Origin of the sequence: Hylemonella gracilis, assembly GCF_004328645.1 — a bacterium.
GTDB lineage: Bacteria > Pseudomonadota > Gammaproteobacteria > Burkholderiales > Burkholderiaceae_C > Hylemonella > Hylemonella gracilis_B.
Genome location: NZ_CP031395.1, coordinates 3,585,502 through 3,606,778, shown reverse-complemented (window position 1 = coordinate 3,606,778; position 21,277 = coordinate 3,585,502). Strand labels below are relative to the sequence as shown.

At 65.5% G+C, this 21,277-nt stretch carries 20 protein-coding genes; 6 read left to right on the top strand and 14 right to left on the bottom strand.

Features of this window, described 5'->3' with window-relative positions; translation table 11 throughout:
• Window positions 1-52: 52 nt before the first annotated feature.
• The 4 genes from DW355_RS16725 (at window position 53) to DW355_RS16710 (ending at window position 4,938) form a co-directional block, all read left to right on the top strand.
• Entirely contained in the window at window positions 53-1,039 is a 987-nt protein-coding gene (locus tag DW355_RS16725) for a tripartite tricarboxylate transporter substrate binding protein BugE (protein WP_242671231.1), read from the top strand.
• A 65-nt stretch (window positions 1,040-1,104) separates the two neighbouring features.
• Window positions 1,105-2,061, top strand: a complete 957-nt coding sequence (gene xerD / locus DW355_RS16720) for a site-specific tyrosine recombinase XerD (protein WP_131281781.1) — start codon at window positions 1,105-1,107, stop codon at window positions 2,059-2,061.
• 80 nt (window positions 2,062-2,141) lie between these two features.
• On the top strand, window positions 2,142-2,948 hold the full coding sequence (locus DW355_RS16715) for a ferritin-like domain-containing protein (protein ID WP_131281779.1): 807 nt from the start codon (window positions 2,142-2,144) through the stop codon (window positions 2,946-2,948).
• Between the two features lie 172 nt (window positions 2,949-3,120).
• Window positions 3,121-4,938 carry a methyl-accepting chemotaxis protein gene (locus DW355_RS16710; protein ID WP_131281778.1) on the top strand — a complete coding sequence of 606 codons (1,818 nt, stop codon included), beginning with the start codon at window positions 3,121-3,123 and terminating at the stop codon, window positions 4,936-4,938.
• Window positions 4,939-4,960: 22 nt separating this feature from the next.
• Here DW355_RS16710 and DW355_RS16705 read toward each other — a convergent pair whose 3' ends face one another.
• The 6 genes from DW355_RS16705 to DW355_RS16680 all read right to left on the bottom strand — a co-directional run bounded on the left by DW355_RS16705 (window position 4,961) and on the right by DW355_RS16680 (window position 9,205).
• Window positions 4,961-5,467 carry a hypothetical protein gene (locus DW355_RS16705; protein WP_131281776.1) on the bottom strand — a complete coding sequence of 169 codons (507 nt, stop codon included), beginning with the start codon at window positions 5,465-5,467 and terminating at the stop codon, window positions 4,961-4,963.
• A gap of 88 nt (window positions 5,468-5,555) precedes the next feature.
• Window positions 5,556-5,969, bottom strand: a complete 414-nt coding sequence (locus DW355_RS16700) for a Fur family transcriptional regulator (protein WP_131281775.1) — start codon at window positions 5,967-5,969, stop codon at window positions 5,556-5,558.
• 95 nt (window positions 5,970-6,064) lie between these two features.
• Window positions 6,065-6,625: a DUF3299 domain-containing protein gene (locus DW355_RS16695; RefSeq protein WP_131281773.1), complete on the bottom strand. Its 561-nt coding sequence runs from the start codon at window positions 6,623-6,625 to the stop codon at window positions 6,065-6,067.
• A 4-nt stretch (window positions 6,626-6,629) separates the two neighbouring features.
• Complete coding sequence (locus DW355_RS16690; protein ID WP_131281772.1) at window positions 6,630-7,898, bottom strand: ABC transporter permease; 1,269 nt, start codon at window positions 7,896-7,898, stop codon at window positions 6,630-6,632.
• Window positions 7,895-8,611 (bottom strand): ABC transporter ATP-binding protein, encoded by a 717-nt coding sequence (locus DW355_RS16685; RefSeq protein WP_131281770.1) that lies wholly within the window; start codon window positions 8,609-8,611, stop codon window positions 7,895-7,897. The genes DW355_RS16690 and DW355_RS16685 overlap by 4 nt, the downstream gene beginning before the upstream one ends.
• Window positions 8,612-8,620: 9 nt before the next feature.
• On the bottom strand, window positions 8,621-9,205 hold the full coding sequence (locus DW355_RS16680; RefSeq protein ID WP_131281769.1) for a DUF2796 domain-containing protein: 585 nt from the start codon (window positions 9,203-9,205) through the stop codon (window positions 8,621-8,623).
• 304 nt (window positions 9,206-9,509) lie between these two features.
• On the opposite strand from DW355_RS16680, the gene DW355_RS16675 reads away from it, so the two are divergent.
• Window positions 9,510-10,418 (top strand): NAD(P)/FAD-dependent oxidoreductase, encoded by a 909-nt coding sequence (locus DW355_RS16675; protein ID WP_131281768.1) that lies wholly within the window; start codon window positions 9,510-9,512, stop codon window positions 10,416-10,418.
• 167 nt (window positions 10,419-10,585) lie between these two features.
• A complete protein-coding gene (locus DW355_RS16670; protein ID WP_131281766.1) occupies window positions 10,586-11,569 on the top strand; it encodes a hypothetical protein in 984 nt (327 codons plus the stop codon).
• Window positions 11,570-11,611: 42 nt separating this feature from the next.
• On the opposite strand, the gene DW355_RS16665 is transcribed toward DW355_RS16670, so the two are convergent.
• The 8 genes from DW355_RS16665 to DW355_RS16630 all read right to left on the bottom strand — a co-directional run bounded on the left by DW355_RS16665 (window position 11,612) and on the right by DW355_RS16630 (window position 21,268).
• A complete protein-coding gene (locus DW355_RS16665; RefSeq protein ID WP_242671230.1) occupies window positions 11,612-12,109 on the bottom strand; it encodes a TetR/AcrR family transcriptional regulator in 498 nt (165 codons plus the stop codon).
• Window positions 12,110-12,234: 125 nt separating this feature from the next.
• Complete coding sequence (locus tag DW355_RS16660; RefSeq protein WP_278249368.1) at window positions 12,235-13,707, bottom strand: efflux transporter outer membrane subunit; 1,473 nt, start codon at window positions 13,705-13,707, stop codon at window positions 12,235-12,237.
• An 11-nt stretch (window positions 13,708-13,718) separates the two neighbouring features.
• Entirely contained in the window at window positions 13,719-16,859 is a 3,141-nt protein-coding gene (locus DW355_RS16655) for an efflux RND transporter permease subunit (protein WP_131281762.1), read from the bottom strand.
• Window positions 16,860-16,880: 21 nt separating this feature from the next.
• Complete coding sequence (locus tag DW355_RS16650; protein ID WP_131281761.1) at window positions 16,881-18,071, bottom strand: efflux RND transporter periplasmic adaptor subunit; 1,191 nt, start codon at window positions 18,069-18,071, stop codon at window positions 16,881-16,883.
• Between the two features lie 194 nt (window positions 18,072-18,265).
• A complete protein-coding gene (locus DW355_RS16645; protein WP_131281759.1) occupies window positions 18,266-18,637 on the bottom strand; it encodes a response regulator in 372 nt (123 codons plus the stop codon).
• Window positions 18,638-18,781: 144 nt separating this feature from the next.
• Window positions 18,782-19,333, bottom strand: coding sequence for an IS3 family transposase (locus DW355_RS16640; RefSeq protein WP_131281758.1), 552 nt, complete (start codon window positions 19,331-19,333; stop codon window positions 18,782-18,784).
• An 8-nt stretch (window positions 19,334-19,341) separates the two neighbouring features.
• Window positions 19,342-19,713: a transposase gene (locus DW355_RS16635; protein ID WP_131281757.1), complete on the bottom strand. Its 372-nt coding sequence runs from the start codon at window positions 19,711-19,713 to the stop codon at window positions 19,342-19,344.
• Between the two features lie 106 nt (window positions 19,714-19,819).
• Window positions 19,820-21,268 (bottom strand): efflux transporter outer membrane subunit, encoded by a 1,449-nt coding sequence (locus DW355_RS16630; RefSeq protein WP_131281755.1) that lies wholly within the window; start codon window positions 21,266-21,268, stop codon window positions 19,820-19,822.
• Window positions 21,269-21,277: the final 9 nt, after the last annotated feature.

Sequence of the window (21,277 nt, the reverse complement as noted above, 5' to 3'; positions counted from 1 at the left end):
CCGACCTAGAATGCCTTTTCCATTTTCACCCTTGTTTTCAGGAGACCAGATCATGCTGCTGCGACGTTCCCTCGTCACCGCTCTCTCTTGCGCCGCCGCCTTGGCTACCCTGGCCTACGGTCCGGGGGCCCAGGCGCAGGCCTGGCCGACCAAGCCCATCACGCTGCAAGTGCCCTTCGCGCCGGGTGGCACGACGGACATTGTCGCTCGCGTGATCGCCGATCCCCTGGGCAAGGAGCTGGGTCAGGCCGTGGTGGTTCTGAACAAGGCCGGCGGTGGTGGCGTCGTGGGGGCGACCGAGCTGTCGCGCGCCGTGCCGGATGGTTACCTGATCGGCATGGCCACGGTGTCCACCACCGCGGCCAACCCGGCCATCAACACCAAGATCCAATACGACCCGCTGACCGACTTCGTGCCCATCGTCAACATCGCGGCCACGCCCAACGTCATCATGGTGCACCCCAGCTTTCCGGCCAAGGACTTCAAGGGCTTCATGGAGGAGATCAAGAAGAACCCGGGCAAATATTCCTACGCCTCCTCGGGCACGGGCGGCATTGGCCATCTGCAGACCGAGTTGTTCAAGAGCCTGAGCGGCCTGGACATTGTCCACATTCCCTATACCGGCGCGGGCCCCGCGCTCAACGACATCGTCGCCGGTCACGTGCCGATCATGTTCGACAACCTGCCTTCGGCCCTGCCACACATCCTGGGAGGACGCCTGGTGGCCATCGCCGTGGCTTCGCCCGAACGCGTGGCCAGCCTGCCCAATGTGCCGACCTTCAAGGAAGTGGGCTTCGAGGGCGTCAACCGCCCGGCCTATTACGGCCTGCTGGCGCCCAAGGGCACCCCGGCCGCCATCGTCAAGAAGATCAACGCCGCCACGGTCAAGGCCCTGCAAGACCCTGCCGTGCGCAAGCGCATTGAGGACACCGGCTCCTTCGTGATTGGCAACTCGCCTGCGCAGTTCGGCGAGCAGATGAAGGCCGAGTTGGCCGTCTACAAGAAGGTCGTGGAGACCCAAAAGCTCACGCTCAACTGATCGGTGATCGCGCAGATCACGCCGCGCTGCCGCACGCAGCGCGGCGTTTTTTTATGATGGCGTCCATGTCCTCCGATCCGCTCGCCACCTCGCTCGATGCCGTGGACACTTTCATCGACGCGCTCTGGCTCGAGGAAGGGCTGTCGCGCAACACCCTTGCCGCCTACCGGCGAGATCTCGCGCTGTACGCGCGCTGGCTGGTCAAAGCCCCTGAGGGCATGGGCGCCAAGACCTTGGACGCCAGCGGCGAGCTGGACCTGAACGCCTATTTCGCCGCCCGGCACGCCGAGACCCGGGCCACCACCGCCAACCGGCGCCTGACCGTGCTCAAACGCTACTTCCGCTGGGCCGTGCGCGAACGTCGCATCCATGCCGATCCCACGCTGCGCCTGCTCAGTGCCAAGCAACCCATGCGCGTGCCCAAGACCCTGAGCGAGGCCCAGGTCGAGGCCTTGCTGGCCGCGCCTGACGTGAGTACCCCGCTGGGCCTGCGCGATCGCGCCATGCTGGAACTGATGTACGCCAGCGGCCTGCGCGTGAGCGAGTTGGTGGGGCTGAAGACCTTCAACGTGGGTCTGAATGAGCATGTGCTGCGCGTAACCGGCAAGGGCAGCAAGGAGCGACTCGTGCCTTTCGGCGAAGTGGCCGCGGACTGGCTGGGGCGTTATCTGCACGAAGCGCGCCCCGAGCTGCTGGGACAGGTCGGCGCGGTGCCACGCGTGGCGAAGCAGACCGATGACCTGTTCGTGACCCTGCGCGGCAGCCGCGCGGGCGAAGCCATGACCCGGGTGATGTTCTGGGCGCTGGTCAAAAAATACGCAGTGGTCGCGGGCGTCACCTCGCCCTTGTCGCCGCACACCCTGCGCCATGCCTTCGCCACGCACCTGCTCAACCATGGCGCCGATCTGCGTGCCGTGCAGATGCTGCTGGGGCATGCCGACATTTCCACCACCACCATCTACACTCACGTGGCGCGTGAACGCCTGAAGACCTTGCATGCCCAGCATCACCCGCGTGGCTAGGGCTGCACGCGTTGTCACTGAGCTTGAGGGCTCGTTACCTCATCCCGGGCGTGCGAGCAAGATCGCTACCATTCGCCGCTATGAACAGCGCCCCCGAACTCCGCGCCAGCTGCCTGCGCCTGCTCACCCTGGCCGACCCCGTCGCCAAGGCCGTCGAAGTCCTGACGCTTGATGTCCGCGCCGGTTGCCTAGACCCGGACACGGTATTCAACCCTCAAGGCCACGAGGGCCGGCCCGGCCGTGGCGAAACACCGGTCTTGCTGCCCCACACGCAGATCAAGCCCGGCGCCCTCAACACACCGCGCGGCCACGCGGCCCTGGTGCATTCCATCGTTCACATCGAGCGCAACGCCATCGATCTGGCGCTGGACATCTGTTGGCGCTTCCCGGGCCTGCCCGAGGCCTTCTACCGTGATTGGCTGCGGGTGGCGCGGGAAGAGGCGAACCATTTCACCCTGCTGCGCGCTCACCTGCGGACGCTGGGTTTCGACTATGGCGACTTCCCCGCCCACAACGGCCTGTGGGAGATGGCCGAGCGCACCCGGGACGATCTCCTGGCGCGTGTGGCCTTGGTGCCTCGCACGCTGGAGGCGCGTGGTCTGGACGCATCGCCAGCGGTCAAGGTCAAGCTGCTGTCCATCGGTGATTTGCGTGGCGGTGAGATTCTGGATTTGATCCTGCGCGAGGAAATCGGCCATGTCGCCACAGGCAACCGCTGGTACGCCTGGGCCTGTGGCCAGCGCGACCTGGACCCGCTGGCCACCTACGCCGAGTTGACCACTCGCTATCAGGCGCCGCGCCTCAAGAAACCCTTCAATCTTGATGCGCGCCGCGCCGCGGGTTTCACCGACGCTGAACTCCTGGCCCTGGAGGCCTCGGGCACCTGAGTTGCCGCGGATTTGAGAGAATGGTCGTCCGGAAATCCGGGACCGAGGGGGCTGGGTATTTACCCGGATGCCGGTCCGGAGCCGCCACGATTGAGCGGCTGCTTCATACCGGCAGGCGTTTCCGCGTTGGGGCATCGATTACGTACAACAAGGCATCGACCAGGAAGACAAGATGAAATTCTCCGATCTGAAGATAGGCACTCGCTTGAGCGTCACCATCGGCATTCAGCTCGTGCTGATGGTGGTCATGGCGCTGGTGGGCTTTGTCAGCCTCTTGCGGATGAACGACGCCTCCCAGGCTGGTTATCAGGCGCAGCAGCGCGTGGTGCTCGCGACCGACTGGATGCGCACGATCGAGGCTCACCAGGAAGTGCTCACGGCTTACGTGCGCAACTACAACCCCATGGAGAATCAGCGCCTGGAGGCGGTGATCAACGGCCACACCCAGCACGTGCTGGAGTTGCAGAAGGCCTTGCAGGAGATCGCGACGCCCGAGGGGCGGGAGATCCTGGACCGCGTGAATGTCCAGGCCCTGGCGTACCGCGAGGCGCGCAACGAATTGACCATGCTGAAGCAGCGCAACAGCACGGAAGACCTCTACCTGATGCACACCCTCAATGAGCAACGCCTGAGCCCCGGCTTGCGTGCTTACGCCGCCGAAGTGCAGAAGCTGAGCGAGGTCTCGCAGGCGGAGGCCCTGCGGGCCAACGCGGCCGCGCGCTCAACCTGGGAGCGCAGCCGCGTGCTGCTGATTCTTTGCAGCGCGATCTCCCTGAGCGCGGGCGTGGCCTTGGGCCTGACCATCACCCGCAGCATCACCCGGCCCATCGCCGAGGCGGTCCGCTTGGCCGACACGGTGGCCGCGGGCGACTTGAGTCAACGCCTCGAATCGCGCGCCCGCGACGAGACGGGCCAATTGCTGCGTGCCCTGGGCACCATGAGCGAACGCTTGCGCAACGTGGTGTCGGAGGTGCGCAGCGGAGTGGAATCCGTGTCGTCCGCCTCCGGCGAGATCGCCTCAGGCAACCAGGACCTCTCGGCCCGGACCGAGCAGACCGCGGCCAGCCTGGAGCAGACCGCGGCCAGCATCGAGGAACTCACGAGCACCGTGGCGCAGTCCGCCGACACCGCCACGCGGGCCAATCAGTTGGCCAGCGGTGCCGCCCAAGCCGCGCAGCGCGGCGGGGAGGTGGTGCAGCAGGTCGTGATCAGCATGAAGGAAATCACGGAGTCATCCAAGCGCATCAACGACATCATCGGCGTGATCGACGGCATCGCCTTCCAGACCAACATCCTCGCGCTGAATGCGGCGGTGGAGGCGGCGCGCGCGGGCGAGCAGGGCCGCGGCTTCGCGGTGGTGGCGGGCGAAGTGCGCAGCCTGGCGGGGCGCAGCGCGGAAGCCGCCAAGGAGATCAAGGGCCTGATCGGCAACTCGGTGGACGCGGTGCAGATGGGTTCGATCCAGGTGGCGCAGGCCGGCAAGAGCATGGATGAAATCGTGTCCAGCGTGCGCCGTGTCAGCGACCTGATCAGCGAAATCAGTGCTGCCGCCGCGGAGCAGCGCGATGGCATCAACCAGGTCAACCAGGCCATCAGCGGCCTGGATCAGATGACACAGCAGAACGCGGCTCTCGTGGAGCAGTCCACGGCTGCGGCCACCAGCATGCGCGATCAGGCGCAACGTCTGGCCGACGTGGTCGCGGTGTTCAACGTCGGTGCCGGGCACTTGGCGGCGCGGCCACACTTAGGCTCGGCGCCGGCACCGCTGGCCGTTGCCACGACGGCTGCTGCACCCGCGGCTCGCCCCGCCCGCGTGCGGGGGGCGAGCAAGCCGTCCGCTGCTTCCTCGCCCAGCCCAGCGTCGACCCCAGGACCCTCGGTTCCGCCCGCGCGGACTTTACCGGCTGCCTCTGTGCGGGCCGGGGGCGCCAAGGGCGCCGTGACAGGCCCGACCGCACCCGCGGACGACTCGAGCTGGGAGAGTTTCTAGGCGCCGGGCCTTTGCGCGCTGCTCAGGCGGCGAGGAAAGAGGCGACCTCCGTCAATTGGTCCGGGCTCAGGTTCTGCTGCTTCACGGCCTTGCCCAAGGCGCTGTTGACCGTGGACAGAGCAGCCGATATGGCCTGAATCTGCCCCTGCAATTGCTGTAGTTTCGTCTGTCGCTGTTCCGGGCTCAGGCCGGCGTCGGATTGGACTTGCCGCATCTGCTGTTGTAGCTCCTGCAGTTTTTGCTTCAGTTCTCGGATGCGTTTCAGGAGGTCCTTCACCACGGAGGGCAGGTCGCTTTCGTCGATGTCGGTATTGCCCGCGGCACTTGCTGGACCCCCGCCCTGGGCGGACATCATGCGTGCCACGGGTGAAAGATCCACATACACGCTCTTGTCCCCGGTGCTGGTGTCGGAAGTGGTGCGCGGAGGCTCCTCCGATTCGGTGCGGGCCGTGGTGTTCGTCGGCCCGGCTGTCTTGATGCGCTCACTCGTGGCGGGCGGCGTGGCGGTGGGGATGCTGGAAACAGACACTGATCAATCCTTCCCCGCCATGCTGCGGGTTCAATCCGTGTTATCGGCGGTTCAGCGTCTTTCTTGACCCGGTTCCCCGGGGCACCGCTCAGGCGTGGGCACTACCGCGTCTCGCTGGCCGCGCGCTCGCGCGTTGGCGGCAGTCGCTGCAGGAACCGTACAAGGTCAGCTCGTGGTCATCCACCACAAACCCCCGCGGTGCCAGTTTCTGCATATTGCCGGGGCAGGCGTGCACGTCGAACACGCGATCGCAATTGCGGCAGCGGAAATGGTGGTGGTGCTTGTGGCCGCTGACTTCGTAGCGCGGTGGTTCGCCGGGCAGTTCCACCGGCTGGATTTCTTCGGCTTCCACCAACTGCTTGAGGTTGCGGTAGACCGTGGCCAGGCCCAAGGCTGGTACCTCGTGCTGGGCGGCCAGCTGGATTTCCACGGGCAGCAAGGGGCGACCGGCTGCTTCCAGGGCCGTGCGGATCGCGTGGCGTTGGCGGGTAAAGCGTTCCATGGCGGGATTGTTGCGGGTGGTCCTGAGGAACTTGCGTGCTACGTCGGCTGCTTGTCGTGGGTGTCAGGCCGTGGCCCAGTTGCTTCGTGGCTTTTTCATTTGCCTGTGTATTTCACGACACGCGCGGCCTGCAGACTGTAGCCGCTCGCGCCCATGTCGGAGCCCGTGCGTTCCAGGCCCAGAGTGCCGCTGACCCACACCGCGCTCATGGACTCGAAGCCTTTGAGCGGTGTCTTCGAACGCACATGGATGATTTGGTTTGCGGGCGGCGGCGGCGAATGGATGCAGGCGCCGAAATAGGGCACCAACAGGAATTCGCGCAGTCCATCCGCATTGCGTTCGAGCGGCACGATGAAACCGGGGATCTTCACCGTCTTGCCCTTGAGCGTAGGCACCGTCGGCGCCTCGTCCCAGACCTTGCGCATGCGGTCGTACAGTGCCTGCACTCGATCGTCCGAGTCAGGCAGGCCGGCCAGATGCTGCAGGTCGCGGAAGGAATTCGCCGGGTTCCAGTCCTCCGGCACCAATTCCTCCCATTTCAGCTCCGCGTAGTCGGCGGACCGGGCGCCGTGCACCAGCGCGCCCAGACCCAGCAAGGTCACGACCAGGCCACGCAGCAGGCCGCGACTGACGGTGGAAGATGCGGGATGGAACATGAGGTCAGATTCTCGGTGACAGGCCGTCGGCCAGCGACAGGCGATATGCTCGCCAGCCGGGCAGCAGGCTGGCCACCCAGCCCGCGAGCAACAGACCGGACAGCATCAGCCCCTGCGTGAGCGTGGGCTGCGCCAACTGTAACGTCAGTCCGAAGTCCGATTGCAGCCAGGGGCCGAGTGCCAGTGCGCAGGCCGACAGCGTGGCGATACCCAGGCTGGTGCCCACCAGGGTCATCAGCAGGCCCTCGAGCGTCAGCAACAGCAGCACATGGCGCAGGCTGGCACCGACGGCGCGCAGCACCGCCAGCTCACGCCGCCGTTCGTTCAGACCCGCGAGCACCACCGACATCAGGCCCGCCATGCTGACCAGGGCCACCAGTCCGGACATCAGCATCAGTGCGCGTTCACCCGCGCCCACCACGTCCCAGAGTTCGTCCAGCGCCACCCCAGGCAGGATGGACATCAGTGGCTCACCACCGAAGTTGTTCACCTGGCGCTGCACCGAGAACACGGCCGCGCGGTTCTGCAGGCCGACCAGCGCGGCCGTGACCGTGCGGGGTTGCAGGTTCATGCGGCGTGCTTCTTCGGCGCTGACGTGCAGGCCTTGCAGCGGAACACCGGCCATCCAGTCCACGTGCAGGGCTTCCATGGCCTCCAGACTGATATGCACCGTGCGGTCCACCGGCGTGCCGGTACGCGCGAGCACCCCCACCACGGTGAACGGCTTGTCCGCGTGCTCGGACAGACTGATCTCGCCCGTGCCATGGGCCAGGGTGATGCGCTGGCCCACGCGGTAGCCCAACTGGTCCGCCACCTCCGCGCCGATGACCGCGTCGTACAAGTCCTGAAAGCGCGTGCCTTCCCGCAGCCGCAGGGGCTGCTGCTCACCATGACGGAAATGGTCGAAGTACGCCGTGGTGGTGCCCAGCACAGGAAAGCCGCGGTGCGAATCCCCCAGGGACAAGGGCACGACCCAGGCGACGCCGCGCAGCTGCTGCAGTGCCTCGATGCTGCTCCAGCGGATGTTGTTGGTGGCCGCACCCACGCGGAAGACGGCGTACAGCAGCAGCTGAACCGAACCGGTGCGCGGTCCGACGATCAGGTCGGTGCCGGACACGGCCGAGGAGAAGCTGCCGCGCAGGTCCGTGCGCACGCGCTCCACGCCCAGCAGCATGAAGGTGGACAGGGCAATGGAGCAGACGGTCAGCGCCAGCGTGAAGCGTCGGTTCCAGGCACTGCGCCAGGCAAGGCTCAGCAGAAAACCATGTGTCATGCCAGGACCTCCTCGGGGCGTGCGGCCCGGTTGAGGGCAGGCAGCAGCACCTGCCGCCCGAAGCGCGTCGCGATGCGCCGATCATGGCTGACCAGCACCAGCGCGCTGCCCGCGCGCACGCAGGCCGACAGCAGCAGGTCCAGGAAGGCGTCGCGCCGGTCCTCGTCCAAGGCCGAGGTCGGTTCGTCGGCAATCACCAGATCGGGTTGGCCGATCAGCGCGCGTGCCGCGGCCACGCGCTGTTGCTGACCGACCGACAGGGTGTGCGCGGGCCGGCGCCACACCGAGGCGTCCAGTCCCATGCCCGCGAGCCAGTGTTCCGCCGCCGCCTGCAACGAGGCGCTCCGTCCCTCGGCCGCCGTCCTGCGCAGCGCGGAGAAACGGCAGGGCAGCAGCACATTGTCCAGCGCGGTCAGGTAGGGCAGCAGGTTGAACTGCTGGAAGATGTAGCCCACATGATCGACGCGGTGCCGATCGCGCGCCGTCGGACGCAAGGCGCCCCAGTCGGTGCCGAGCAGCGCGACACGTCCGGACTGGGGCAGCAGCACACCGGCCATCAGCGACAGCAGCGTGCTCTTGCCGCAGCCACTGGGACCGTGCAGGAATACGGTCTCGCCAGGTGAGACGGCGAAGTCGGCGATGTCCAGGCAGTCGCGCTCATCGCGTGGCCAGGCGAAGCGCAGGTCTTTCAGTTCGAGGATAGGGCGTGCCATGGCCAACGCTCAGTGTCCCAGTTTGAGCCGGGACGCGTCAGGTCGAAGGCCGCGCTTGAACTGGCCCTGGGGCCCGGCGACCTGAGCGTCGATGGCGCGAATGTGCTTGAAGGCATCGAAGAGTTTGACGTCGACGTAGCTTGCCTGCGTGGCCTTGGCGCAGTTGAAGACGATGTCCACGTCGATGTCCGCGTGTTCGTCCTGGTCGTGGCCTTTCTTGCCGTCATGGCCGTGGCCATGGTCGTCCTCCTGCTTCGCGTCGCCGAGACCGAGGGCCGCTGAATTCAGCGTGACTTTCGAGAGCGTGCATTCGGCGGCCGGGTCCGGTTGGAACAGCCGGTCGGCGGCATTCAGGCGAGCCACCATGTCTGACACGCGCTTGCGTTCGGCGTCGGTGCGCGGCGCGCGCTCAAAACCAAGAAAGCTGTCCAGCGGCGATTCAATGGCCAGTGTCAGGGTCTGCGCGTCAACCGCGACGTCCATGGACAGACGGCCGTGGGTATGGGCGTGCTGCTGCGCCAGCACGGGCAGGGCCGACAGGGCGGCGAGCAAGGGGATCGCGTGGATCGCGTGGCGGAAGGGCAAAGCGGGCATGAAACTCTCCTGGGGCATCAAATGGCGAAATGACAAGCACATGGCGGGACTGCCGGTTGAGAACAGATCGGAAGATGAATTTCAAGAGCCGTGAAGGCCGACGAATCGTGCCTGTTCGCTCGCTTGACCCATCATTCTTTATTGTTATCAATTATTCATTATCATTTATGTACGGCGTGTTTAGAAAAGCAAACGACCGGTTCGCGGTCCGTTGAGTCGTCCGATTCGATCCCGTTCGACGCGCCTGCCCGCATTCTCGCCAGAAACAGATCCGTGATTGGGACAACCCCGAAGGAACAAGAAAATGAACACTGACGCGCCTCAGATGGTTTTTGACGCGGCCGTGATCGGCGGCAGCTACGCGGGCTTGTCGGCCGCGATGCAACTGGCCCGTGCGCGCAGGCGCCTGCTGGTCATCGACGCGGGACAGCGCCGCAACCGTTTCGCCTCGGCGTCTCACGGATTCCTGGGGCAAGATGGTCGTGCACCGGCGGAGATCGTGGCTGATGGGAAGGCGCAACTGCTGGCCTATCCGACCGTGTCCTGGATGGACGGCTCGGTGGTCCAGGCGGAAATGAGTGGCGGCGAATTCGCGCTGGGCACCGCCCAGGGCCAGCTTGTACGAGCGCGCAGACTGGTGCTGGCGCCAGGCGTGGTGGATCAGCTGCCCGCCATCGAAGGCCTGACGCCGCGCTGGGGTCGCAGTGTCTTCCATTGTCCGTATTGCCATGGTTATGAGCTGGGACAAGGGCGCATCGGCGTGCTGGGTGTTGGTGAACTGTCGCTGCACCAGGCCCTGATGCTGCCGGACTGGGGCCAGGTTACCTTCTTCACCAACAACGGCGCCTGCGTGTTGGACGAGACGCAGCGAATCCGGCTGGCCGCACGGGGCGTTGCCATTGAGCCGCGACCCGTGGCACGCCTCGTGGACCATGCGACCGTGGAACTCGCCGATGGCACGCGTGTCGTGATGGACGGCCTGTTCACCGCCAGCCAGACCCGCGTGGGCAGCCCGATCGCCGAGCAACTGGGGTGTGCTTTCGACGTGGGTCCCGTCGGTAGCTACATCCGCACCGACGCCCTCAAGGAGACTACCGTGCCGGGTGTCTTCGCCTGCGGTGACGCAGCGCGCGCGACTGGCAACGTGGCGCTTGCGGTGGGGGATGGGGCCCAGGCGGGCGCGGCCACGCACCAGTCGCTCATGTTCCGTTGATGCCGGCGCTGCGGTTCCCCGGCGGGGCACGCTCGTGACATCCGGCGATACCGGCATGGGCGCTCCCTCGAAGGCGGACTGATTCCCCGCATCCCCTGTTCATGGGATGGTGTGGACCTTGCCGAGGGCTAGCATCTGTCAGGAAGATTCCGACAGGGAGGCCGGTGATGGTGAAGGTTCAGGGATGGATCCGCTGGGCAGCATGCCTTGTCCTGCTCGGAGCGGTGGGGAGGGGTCTTCAAGCGCAAACGGCCCCTCAACCGCTGGCCGGAGAACCGTCGTCACCCGGCCTGCAAGGGCCGCAGTACAAGTCCTGCGACGTCTCGCGCTTTCAGCCGCATGAGCCCAGCTATGGGGTCTACCAAAAGGCCGAAGAGGACGAGACCGCGCTGCGCGCGCACTATTCATTCCGCTATGTGCTCGATCCCGTGCCGGACAAGGAATCGGTCGAGCAAGACTCGGCAAAGCCCTGCCTGCCTCAGCCCAGGTTCGAGGCGGGCTGGTACCTGAAGTACACGGGGGAGTTCGATTTCTACGCGGGTAGCCGGGATTCCGGACCAGTCATCAACCGCATCAGCAACCCTGGCATGCACTACCGCTGGCGGCAGCCGGTGGCCGGCATCACCTCGCTGCGCTGGGTCGACCTGGGCCTGGAGCATCTGTCGAATGGTCAGACGACCGAGGTCCACAGCGCGTCTGAGGCAGCGCGCGCCCAAAAAGCCTATGACGAGGGAGACCATAAGTTCTTCGACACGGTCAGCCGTGGCATGAATTTCTTTTCCACCGAGGTGCGCCTGGGTCAGACGGAGGATCCGCTGGGCTCGCTGTATGCTAAGGCCCGGTTTTACTTTCATCAGGACACGGGCGTTACTTGGGGGCCCTGGGCCGGCAAGGGCACCACGATTTCGGACTATGACCTGATCCGGTTGACCTGGGTGCGCGCGACAGGTGTCGAGGATGGGGAGTTCAGCGTCACATGGACCCTGGGGGAAAAGGGCTGGGCGACGGATTCCTGGGATCTGGACTACCTGCCCTCGGCGACGAATCGATGGACTTGGTACCTGCGCTACCACCAGGGCCCTCTGCAGACGCTGTCCAACTACACGCAGGAGCGCCGCTCCATTGCCATTGGGTTGAAGTTCATACCCTGAGCGCTTGCCCGCCTTGCGCAGCGAGGCGGCTGGAGCCGCGGTTCAGGCGGTCAGCAACTGGCGCATCACTTGTCGGATGACCTGAGTCACCGCGGCCTTGTTCATATGGGGCAGCGCGATGCTCTGGTTCATCAGGCCGTTGAACAGCGCGCTGATGACGGTGGCGCGGGCGATGATCTCGTCGTCGCTCAAATGGACCCCTCGCTCGCTCAGGGCTTTGCGCACGTAGGCGGCAGCGCGTTCCAGGATGACACGTTCGCTGGCCTGCACCACCGCCGCCAGCTTGGGGTTGCGGCAGGCTTCAGCCAGCACCTCGATGCTGAGGGCGACGTCGGCGATCTGAGTGATGTCTTCGATGGTTCTTTCGAGCCAGCCGATCATGTCGATGACGAGATCTGCCGACTGTTCGCTTTCCGAGATGTTGCGCATGATCTCGTCGCGGTCGCGCTCGACGAGGGCGGCGATGATCTCGTCCTTGTTCTCGAACAGGTTATAGATGTGCCCGGGGCTCATTTGCGCCGTCTTGGCGATGGTGGCCATGCTGGCACCATGAAATCCGCTGCGTCGGACGCATTCCGCCGCCGCCTCCAGGATTTGTTGACGGCGGTCGTGCGAGCGTTCGTTGGTTCGTGTCTGTGGCGTGGAGCTCATGGTAGGCCCGCGAATTATCCCTTGGATACGACCGGCGCCACTGCCTTGCCTTGGCGGCTGCCGCCGCCAAGCACCTTGTAGACGGTAATGCGGTTGACCTGCTGAGCCAAGCGCGCGGAGATCAGGGCTTGCTGTGCCGTGTAGCTGGAGCGCTGGGCATCGAGTGTGCTGAGGTAGTCGTCGATGCCTTTTTCGTACCGGACACGGGCCAGGCGGAAGGCGTCTTGCGTGGAATCGGCCAAAGCTTGCTGAGCGGCTGTCAGCTCGCCAACGGTGGCGCGCTGTGCCAAGGCGTCGGATACTTCCCGGAATGCGGACTGGATGGCCTTTTCGTACTGAGCCACGGCAATGTCGCGGTCCAGTTCCGAGACACGCAGGTTGGCGCGGTTGCGCCCACCACTGAAGATGGGAATGTTGATCTGCGGCAGGAAGCTCCAAGACTGCTGGCCGCTTTTGAACAGATTGTCCAGGTCGGTGCTGGCATAGCCGGCGCTGGCTGTGAGTGAGATGCTCGGAAAGAAGGCCGCCCGTGCCGCGCCGATGTTGGCGTTGGCCGCTTCGAGTGCTTTTTCCGCCTGCTGCACATCGGGCCGGTTCAGCAGCACACCCGAGGGCAGACCTGCGTCGAGGTCTTGCGTGAGCGTGAGCGCGGCATGGGAAATTTCCACCGGCAGCAATTCGGCGGCGACCGGGGTGCCGACGAGAACAGTGAGGGCATTGAGGTCTTGCGCCACCAGGCTGCTGTAGCTGGCGACGTCGGCGCGCGCGGAGTCCACGGTGCTCTGCACCTGGCGCAAGTCCAGCGCGGAGGACACCCCCAGCTCATGCATGCGCTGAGTCAGGCGCAGGGTTTCCCGGCGGCTTTGCAGTGTTTGTTCAGCCAGCGAGAGGCGTTCGCGATCGGCGGCCAGCGTCATGTAGGCAACGGACACCTGCGAGATCAGCGAAATCTGCGCGCTGCGCTGTGCCTGCTCGGTCGCCAGGTACTGCAGCAAGGCTGCGTCCTTGAGGCTGCGCACGCGTCCGAAGAGGTCGAGTTCGTAGGCGCTGATGCCCACGGTGCCGCTGTACTGGCGCGAGAGCACGGACTGCCCGGTTCCGTTGATATCACCGGGCAGGCGCTGGGCGCTTTGACCAACGCCGGCGTTGACGGACGGCAGGAGGTCGGCACGCTGCACCTGGTAGAGGGCCTGCAGGCGCTCGACGTTCAGGGTGGAGACGCGCAGGTCGCGGTTGTTGTGCAGCGACAGCGCGATGACGCTGCGCAGCTTGTCGTCAGCGATGAACTCTTGCCAGCCCAGCGTGTCGACCGCGGGAGCGGCGGCGCTGTCGCTGGGCGTCGTGGTCGCGGCCGGCGTCGCGGCCCACGTATCGGGCACGACCGAAACGGGGCGTTCGTAGTCGGGCGCCAGGGTGGAACAGGCCGTCAGCAAGGCGGCAGCGGCGACTGCGGTGAGCAGGCGCAGGGGAGGCATAGAGGAGCGCATGGGGGGTTCCTTCATTGTTGCGTGGGGATGCGCAGGCTGTGTTCCAGGGCCGTCTTGCCCGGGAACAGCGTCTTCACGACCACAAAGAACACGGGGACAAAGAAGATACCCAGCACCGTGGCGGCGATCACGCCACCCAGCACACCGGTGCCAATGGCGTTCTGGCTGCCGGCACCCGCACCGCTGGCCAGGGCCAGGGGCAGCACGCCCAGCGCAAAGGCCAGTGAGGTCATGAGGATGGGGCGCAGGCGCAGGCGCACGGCTTCCAGGGTGGCTTTGATCAGGGTCTTGCCATGTTCCATCTGCTCCTTGGCGAACTCGACGATCAGGATCGCGTTTTTCGCCCCGAGACCGATGGTGGTGAGCAGGCCGACCTGGAAGTAGACGTCGTTGGACAGTCCGCGCAGGCTGGCCGCCAGCAGCGCGCCGATCACTCCCAGCGGGACGACCAGCATGACCGCGACCGGAACGGACCAGCTCTCATACAGCGCGGCGAGGCAGAGGAAGACCACCAGCAGCGACAGGGCGTAGAGCGCGGGAGCTTGCGAGCCGGAGAGGCGCTCCTGGTAGGACAGGCCGGTCCAGGCGATGCCCACGCCGGGGGGCAGCTTGGCGGCGATCTCCTCGACGGCCTGCATGGCGGCGCCCGAGCTCTTGCCTGGCGCGGCCTGGCCGGCAAGTTCAAGGGCGGGCAGGCCGTTGTAGCGCTCCAACCGGGGCGAACCCATTTCCCAGCGGGCGCTGCCGAAGGCCGAGAAGGGCACCATCTGACCGGCATTGTTCTTGACGCGCCAGGTGTTCAGGTCTTCCGGCTGCATTCGGAACTTGACGTCGGCCTGGATGTAGACGCGCTTGACGCGGCCGCGGTCGACGAAGTCGTTGACATAGGCACTGCCCCAGGCGGTGGAGAGCATGGCGTTGATGTCGGCCACCGAGACGCCGAGCGCGGAGGCCTTGGCGTGGTCGATGTCCAGGCGCAGCTGCGGTGAATCTTCCAGACCGTTGGGGCGCACGCCCACGAGGTCGGGGTGCTGGGCCGCCATGCCGAGGAACTGATTGCGCGCATTCATCAACGCTTCGTGGCCGAGGCCGGCACGGTCCTGCAGATAGACACTGAAACCGGTGGCGTTGCCCAGTTCGATCACGGCGGGAGGCGCGAAGGCGAAGACCATGGCGTCGCGGAACTGCATGAAGCTGCCCATGGCGCGGCCGGCGATGGCCTGCACGCTTTGCAGAGGGCTGGGGCGTTCGCTCCAGTCCTTGAGCCGGACGAAGGCGATGGCCATGTTCTCACCCTGACCGGCGAAGCTGAAACCGGCGACCGAGAAGACGGATTGGACGTTGTCCTTTTCGGTTTCGAGGAAATGCTGCTCGACGCGCTCCACCACCTTGAGCGTGCGTTCCTGCGTGGCGTTGGCCGGCAACTGGACCATGGAGAACAGGATGCCCTGGTCTTCCTCGGGCAGGAAGGAGGAGGGCAGGCGCAGAAAGAGCACGGACATGCCGACGACCAGCACGCCGTAGAGCAGCATGGTGCGCCCGCGCTTGCCCAACAGACGTTCCACGAAACGCTGGTAGCGGCTGGTGGCGTTGTCAAAGCTGCGGTTGAACCACCCGAAGAATCCGGGTCGCTGCGCCTGGTGCGAGGCATCGACCGGCTTGAGCAGCGTCGCGCACAAGGCGGGCGTCAGTACCATGGCCACCAGCACCGACAGCACCATGGCCGAGACGATGGTGATGGAGAACTGGCGGTAGATCACGCCGGTGGAGCCGCCGAAGAAGGCCATGGGAATGAACACGGCCGACAGCACCATGGCGATGCCCACCAGGGCGCCAGAGATCTGGCCCATGGACTTGCGCGTGGCTTCCTTGGGCGAGAGCCCTTCCTCGGCCATCACCCGTTCGACGTTCTCGACCACCACGATGGCGTCGTCCACCAGCAGGCCGATGGCCAGCACCAGGCCGAACATGGTCAGGGTGTTGATCGAGAAGCCCGCCACCGCCATGACCCCGAAGGTGCCCAGCAGCACGACAGGCACGGCGATGGTCGGGATCAGCGTGGCGCGGAAGTTCTGCAGGAAGAGGTACATCACCAGGAAGACCAGCAGGATGGCTTCGGCCAGGGTCTTGACCACTTCGTGGATCGAGACTTCGACGAAGGGCGTCGTGTCATAAGGCACCACGGCCTTCATGCCGGCGGGCATGAAGTTTTGCAGATCCTGCAGCGCCGCCTCCACCGCCTTGGCGGTGGACAGGGCATTGGCGCCCGCGGCCAGCTTGATGGCTACGCCGGCGGCCGGCTTGCCGTTGTAGCGCGAGACGGTGGCATAGCTCTCCGCGCCCATCTCGACACGGGCCACGTCGCGCAGGCGCACTTGGGCGCCATCCACCTGGCTCTTGACGAGGATGGCCTCGAACTGGGCAGGCGTCTGCAGGCGGGTCTGCGCGGTGATGGTGGCGTTGATTTGTTGGCCGGCCCGCGAAGGCGCGGCGCCGATCTGACCGGCCGACACCTGGGCGTTCTGCGCCTGGATGGCGGCGACGATGTCGGCCGGTGTCAGCTTGTACTGGTTGAGCTTGTTCGGGTCCAGCCAGATCCGCATGGCGTACTGGGCGCCGAAGAGCTGGACTTCACCCACGCCTTCCACCCGGCTCAGCGCGTCCACGATGTTCGACGACACGTAGTCGGACAGGTCCGTCTGGTCCATGCTGCCATCTTCGGAGACGAAGCCCAGCACCATGAGGAAGTTCACGGTCGACTTGGCGACCTGAACGCCCTGGCGCTGCACTTCCTGCGGCAGCAGGGGCATGGCGACCTGCAGCTTGTTCTGCACCTGCACCTGGGCGATGTCAGGGTCGGTCCCGGCGGCAAAGGTCAGTGCGATGGAGGCGCTGCCGCTGGAGTCGCCGGTAGAGGTGATGTAGGTCAGGCCATCGATGCCCTTCATCTTCTGCTCGATGACCTGGGTCACCGTGTCTTCAAGCGTCTTGGCGGAGGCGCCCGGGTAGCTGGCATTGATGGACACCTGGGGCGGTGCGATCTGCGGGTATTGCGAGATGGGCAAGCTACGGATGGCGAGCCCACCCGCGAGCATGACGACGATGGCCAGCACCCACGCGAAGATGGGTCTGTCGATGAAGAGGCGCGACATGGTCAGGTTCCTTATCTAGGTTCAGCGCGTGGCCTGCGCGGTCTTTTGCACGGCGTCGGTCTGCCACACGGTGGCCTGCACGGCCATGCCGGGCTGAACTGCCTGCAGACCTTCGACGATCACGTTCTCGCCGCCCTGGAGACCGGCCGTGACGAGCCAGTTGTTGCCCAGCGACTGGCCGATCGCGACCGGGCGGGGTTGCACGGTGCCGTCCGCGCCCACCGTCATGACCGTGGCCTTGCCCGTGGCATCACGACTCACGGCTTTTTGCGGCACCACGATGGATTGCTGGCTCACGCCCTTCTCGATCACGGCACGGACATACATGCCCGGCAGCAACTCGCGCTGGGGGTTGGGGAAGACGGCGCGCAACGTCACCGTGCCGGTGGCTGGATCCACCGAGACCTCGGAGAACTGCAGCTTGCCGGCATGCGCGTAGGTGCTGCCATCCTCCAGCAGAAGTTGGACCTTACTTTGGCCCTGGGACTTGACACGACCTGCGGCCAGATCCTTCTGCAGGTGCATCAGTTCGGTGCTGGACTGGGTCAGGTCGACGTAGATGGGGTCGAGCTGCTGCACCGTGACCAGGGTGTTGCTCTGGTTGGCGGTGACCAGGGCCCCCGGCGTGACACTGGAGCGGCCGATGCGACCCGAGATGGGTGCGTTGACGCGGGTGTAGGCCAGGTCAATCTCGGCCGCCCGCACCTGGGCTCGGGCAGATAGGACTTCGGCCTCAGCCTGCTTGAGTGCGGCCCGTGCGTCGTCCCGGGCCTGCTTGCTGACGGCCTCGATGGCGGCCAATTCTTCGTAGCGGGAAGCGCGCAGGCCCGTGGACGTCAGATTGGCCTCGGCCTTGGCCAGATTGGCCTTCGCGCTGTCCAAGGCGGACTCATAACGCGCTGCCTCGATCTGATAGAGGGTCTGGCCCGCTTGGACTTCGCCGCCTTCGCTGAAGTTGCGCGCCTGGATCAAGCCCGAGACCTGCGGCCGCACTTCGGCAATCAGATAGGGCGCGGTGCGCCCGGCCAGCTCGCTGGTGAGCACGACATCCTGGGCCCGGACGGCGAGAACCTCGACCACGGGCGCGTGGGCGCCGCCTTGCCCCTGGTGTTCGCCTCCCTGGCTGGGCGAACAGCCGGAAATGAGAAAAGCCGTCGCCAGGGCGATGGCGCTCAACAGGGAGGTGGGACGGGTGTTGGGGCGGGTTTGCATACAAGGCCTTGAAGGAAAAGGGCGGGGAAAAGAGGTGGATGGGGTGGTTTCAGAAATTGAATGAACGTTCATTCTATTTGTTTTTAAATCCAGACTATTTCAGTCGGAAATAAGATGCAGTAAGCAAAGACGGCCGTCGCGGCCTGTACGTCACTGAAGTCGGATTGCCTGCACGCGCGGACTCAGGACAGTGCTCACGGGGTTCTCTGGAGAGTTGTGGAGTCGGACAGTTGGAGCAGCTGCTCGAATTCGGTGGATTTGTCGAAGAACCAGTCGGCGCCCGCCTGCAGGCAGCGCTGGCGGTTGTAGTCGGTGGAGACATTGGTGAGCACGACCACCTTCAGATCCTTGTAGTTGCTCTTGAACTGCGGGATCAGATGGACGACGTCACCGTCCGGCAGTTGCGGGTCCAGCACCATCAGTGCCGGTTGCATATACCCAAGCAGACGCAGCGCCTGCAGGCAATCCGCAACGGCAATGACTTGTCCGATACCGGGTGTGGTCCAGAGCTGCCGGGTCAGTCGGAAGCGGATGAGTTCGGAGTGATCAACGATAAGAATCTTCATGGCCGCAATAGTGCCGGCGCAAGGCGTGACCCGCCATCGGACTCAGTCGGTTCGATTGTCGGATTAGGATGGCACGGGTAGGGCGACTCCTACCCCTGGACCGCAGTCCGTACAGGCTGCCGCTTGCTGCGAACAGAGCGGAGCTCAGCAGGTGCAGCTAAATTGCCCCGGCGACTTGCCCCCCGTAGACGTACCTATCAAAAGTGGCTGTCCGGGGACAGCGTCAAAGGATGGTCTCAGTTGCTTCGGACTGCCCGGCTGCGCGCCTGCAAACAAGATAGGCCAACATGGGGAGGACCAGTCATTCACGTTGAATTCGGTGACATCAGTGACCCACTTCTGGTTGAGAGCCTTCGCGAAGAAGTCACGCTGCAGGACATTGGGCACGTGAGCATCGCTCATGCCCGAGACATTCCCGGAACGCTTCTTCGCCCTGATCAACGCGCGCAACCCCATCTTCTGCATCAGACGCTGCACGCACTTGTGGTTGACGGGGGCCGCCATTGATCTGCACAGCGCTGCCGTGATTCTTCTGTAGCCGTAGCGGCCCTTGTGCGTGTCATAGACGGCGCGGATCTCGGCCTCCATGTCGCCCGGCCGTTCGGAACGCTGGAGCGTCTGGCACTGGCAGTGGAAGGTGCCGCGCGCAAGGCCTGCTATCTGCAGCAGGTCCGCCAGCTTGTAGGCAGGCCTCAACCCGGTGATCAGGCGCGCTTTGTCGGCGCAGCTGATCTCTTTGACCGGATCAAGGCTTGAAATTTTTTTAGGTACGTCACCTCCGCGGGCAGCCGCTCGTTCACCTTATTGGGATTGCGGATGTCGTAGACCGCCGCTACCTGGCGGCTCGAAAGCCGTTCACGGTCCTGACGGGACAGCACCTGCAACTTGAACTGCGCACTGTACGCGCTGCGCTTGGGCCGCAACCCGTCGATGCCATGCAGGCGGTAGTGGCTCACCCAGGTGCGGATCTTCTCCTCTGGCACTGCCCACTGCCGCGCCAAGAGCTTCGCTCCGCCTTTGCCGGCCAAAAAGCTCTTGCCGACCTCACGCTTGAACTCCGTTTTGTACTTCTTCATCAAACCCCTTGAAGTTCGTCCAACTTCTGGGGGTCAGTTCAAAGCCGGGGCGGTTCAACCTGACTGCCTACGTCATCCTCCGGACCCACTCCCACTGAGAGGCCGCTTAGGACGCCTCGCCACGCGCCGAGACTTGCACCGGTGTCAAAGGCTTCAGCGGCGCGGCGTCCCAGCCGCCGCCGAGCGCGCGGATCAGGCGCACCGTCGCTTGGCGCTGGCTGGTTTCGACACGCTGGGCCTGGCGCCGGTTGAGCAGCTCGTTGCGGCGCGCGTCCAACAGTTCCAGCTGGCTCACGAGGCCGTTGCGGTAGCGTGTTTCCGAAATGGCGCTGGCGCGTTGCGCGGCGCTCACCGCGCGACCTTGGGCTTGCGACTGCTCCTGCAGCAGGCGCAGCGCCGACAGCTGGTCTTCCACCTCGCGCAGGGCGTTGAGCACCTGCTGGCGGTAGCTGGCCGCGGCCGCGTCCAGTTGCGCTTCGGCACTGCGCACGCCCGCTTCACGCCGGCCGCCATCGAACAGGGGCACGGAGGCCAGCGCGCCGACTGCCCAGGCCCGCGTTGACCAACGGAACAGGTCTCCCAGATCCGGTGAGGCGTAGCCGGCGTCCGCGGTCAGTGCGATGCTCGGGAACCAGGCCGCCTTGGCCACGCCCACGCGGGCCTGCGCCGCCAGCAGCGTAGCCTGCGCAGCCGTGACGTCGGGCCGGCGCGCGAGCACGGTGGCGGGTATCCCGGCAGGGATGAGCGGCAGCACGGTGGTGCTGTTCGCCGGCGCCAGCGTGAAGCCTGAGGCTGGCTCACCCACCAACACGGCCAGAGCGTGTTCGAGTTCGGCGCGGCTGCGGCGGACGGCATGCACCTCGGCCTCGGTGGCGGCCAGTTCCGTCTGGATGCGGATCACGTCGAGCTCGGCCACGTCGCCGGCTTCGTAACGGCGTTGGGTCAGGCGCAGGGTGTCGGCGTAGGCGCTGGCTGTGTCGCGCACCAGCGCGTGCTCGGTGTCGGCGGCGCGCAGGGCCAGATAGGTCTGGGTCACTTCGGCTTGCACCAGCAGCTGGGTGCTTTGCAGCAGTGCTGCGCGGGCCTGGGCGTCCAGACCGGCCGCGTCCCGTGCACGTGCCAGCCGACCGAACAGGTCCACTTCGTAGGAGATGCTGGCGCCGCCCTGCACCAGGGTGGCGGGCGAGGTGTCACCCGTTGTGTAGGTACCCGCGCTGCGGTTGGCGCCCACCCCCGCGCCAACCTGCGGCATGCGGTCGGCCTGCGCGCCTTGCACCAGGGCGCGTGCCTGGGTCAGGCGCGCAGCGGCCAGTTGGACGTCGGTGTTGCGGGCGGCCGCGCGCGCGATCAGCTCGTCGAGCACGGGGTCCTGGAAAACCTTCCACCAGTCACCGCGGTCGCGGGCTTCGGCGGGTTCGGCGGTGGTCCAGTGCTCCTGGATTTCCTTGAACAGCGGCGGTGTGTCCACCGTGGCGGGTGTCGTGACCTCGCTGGCGCAGCCTGCCAGCAGCAGGGCCGCGGCCAGTGGCAGCAGGGAATAATGCAATCGTTTCATGGCAGGGGT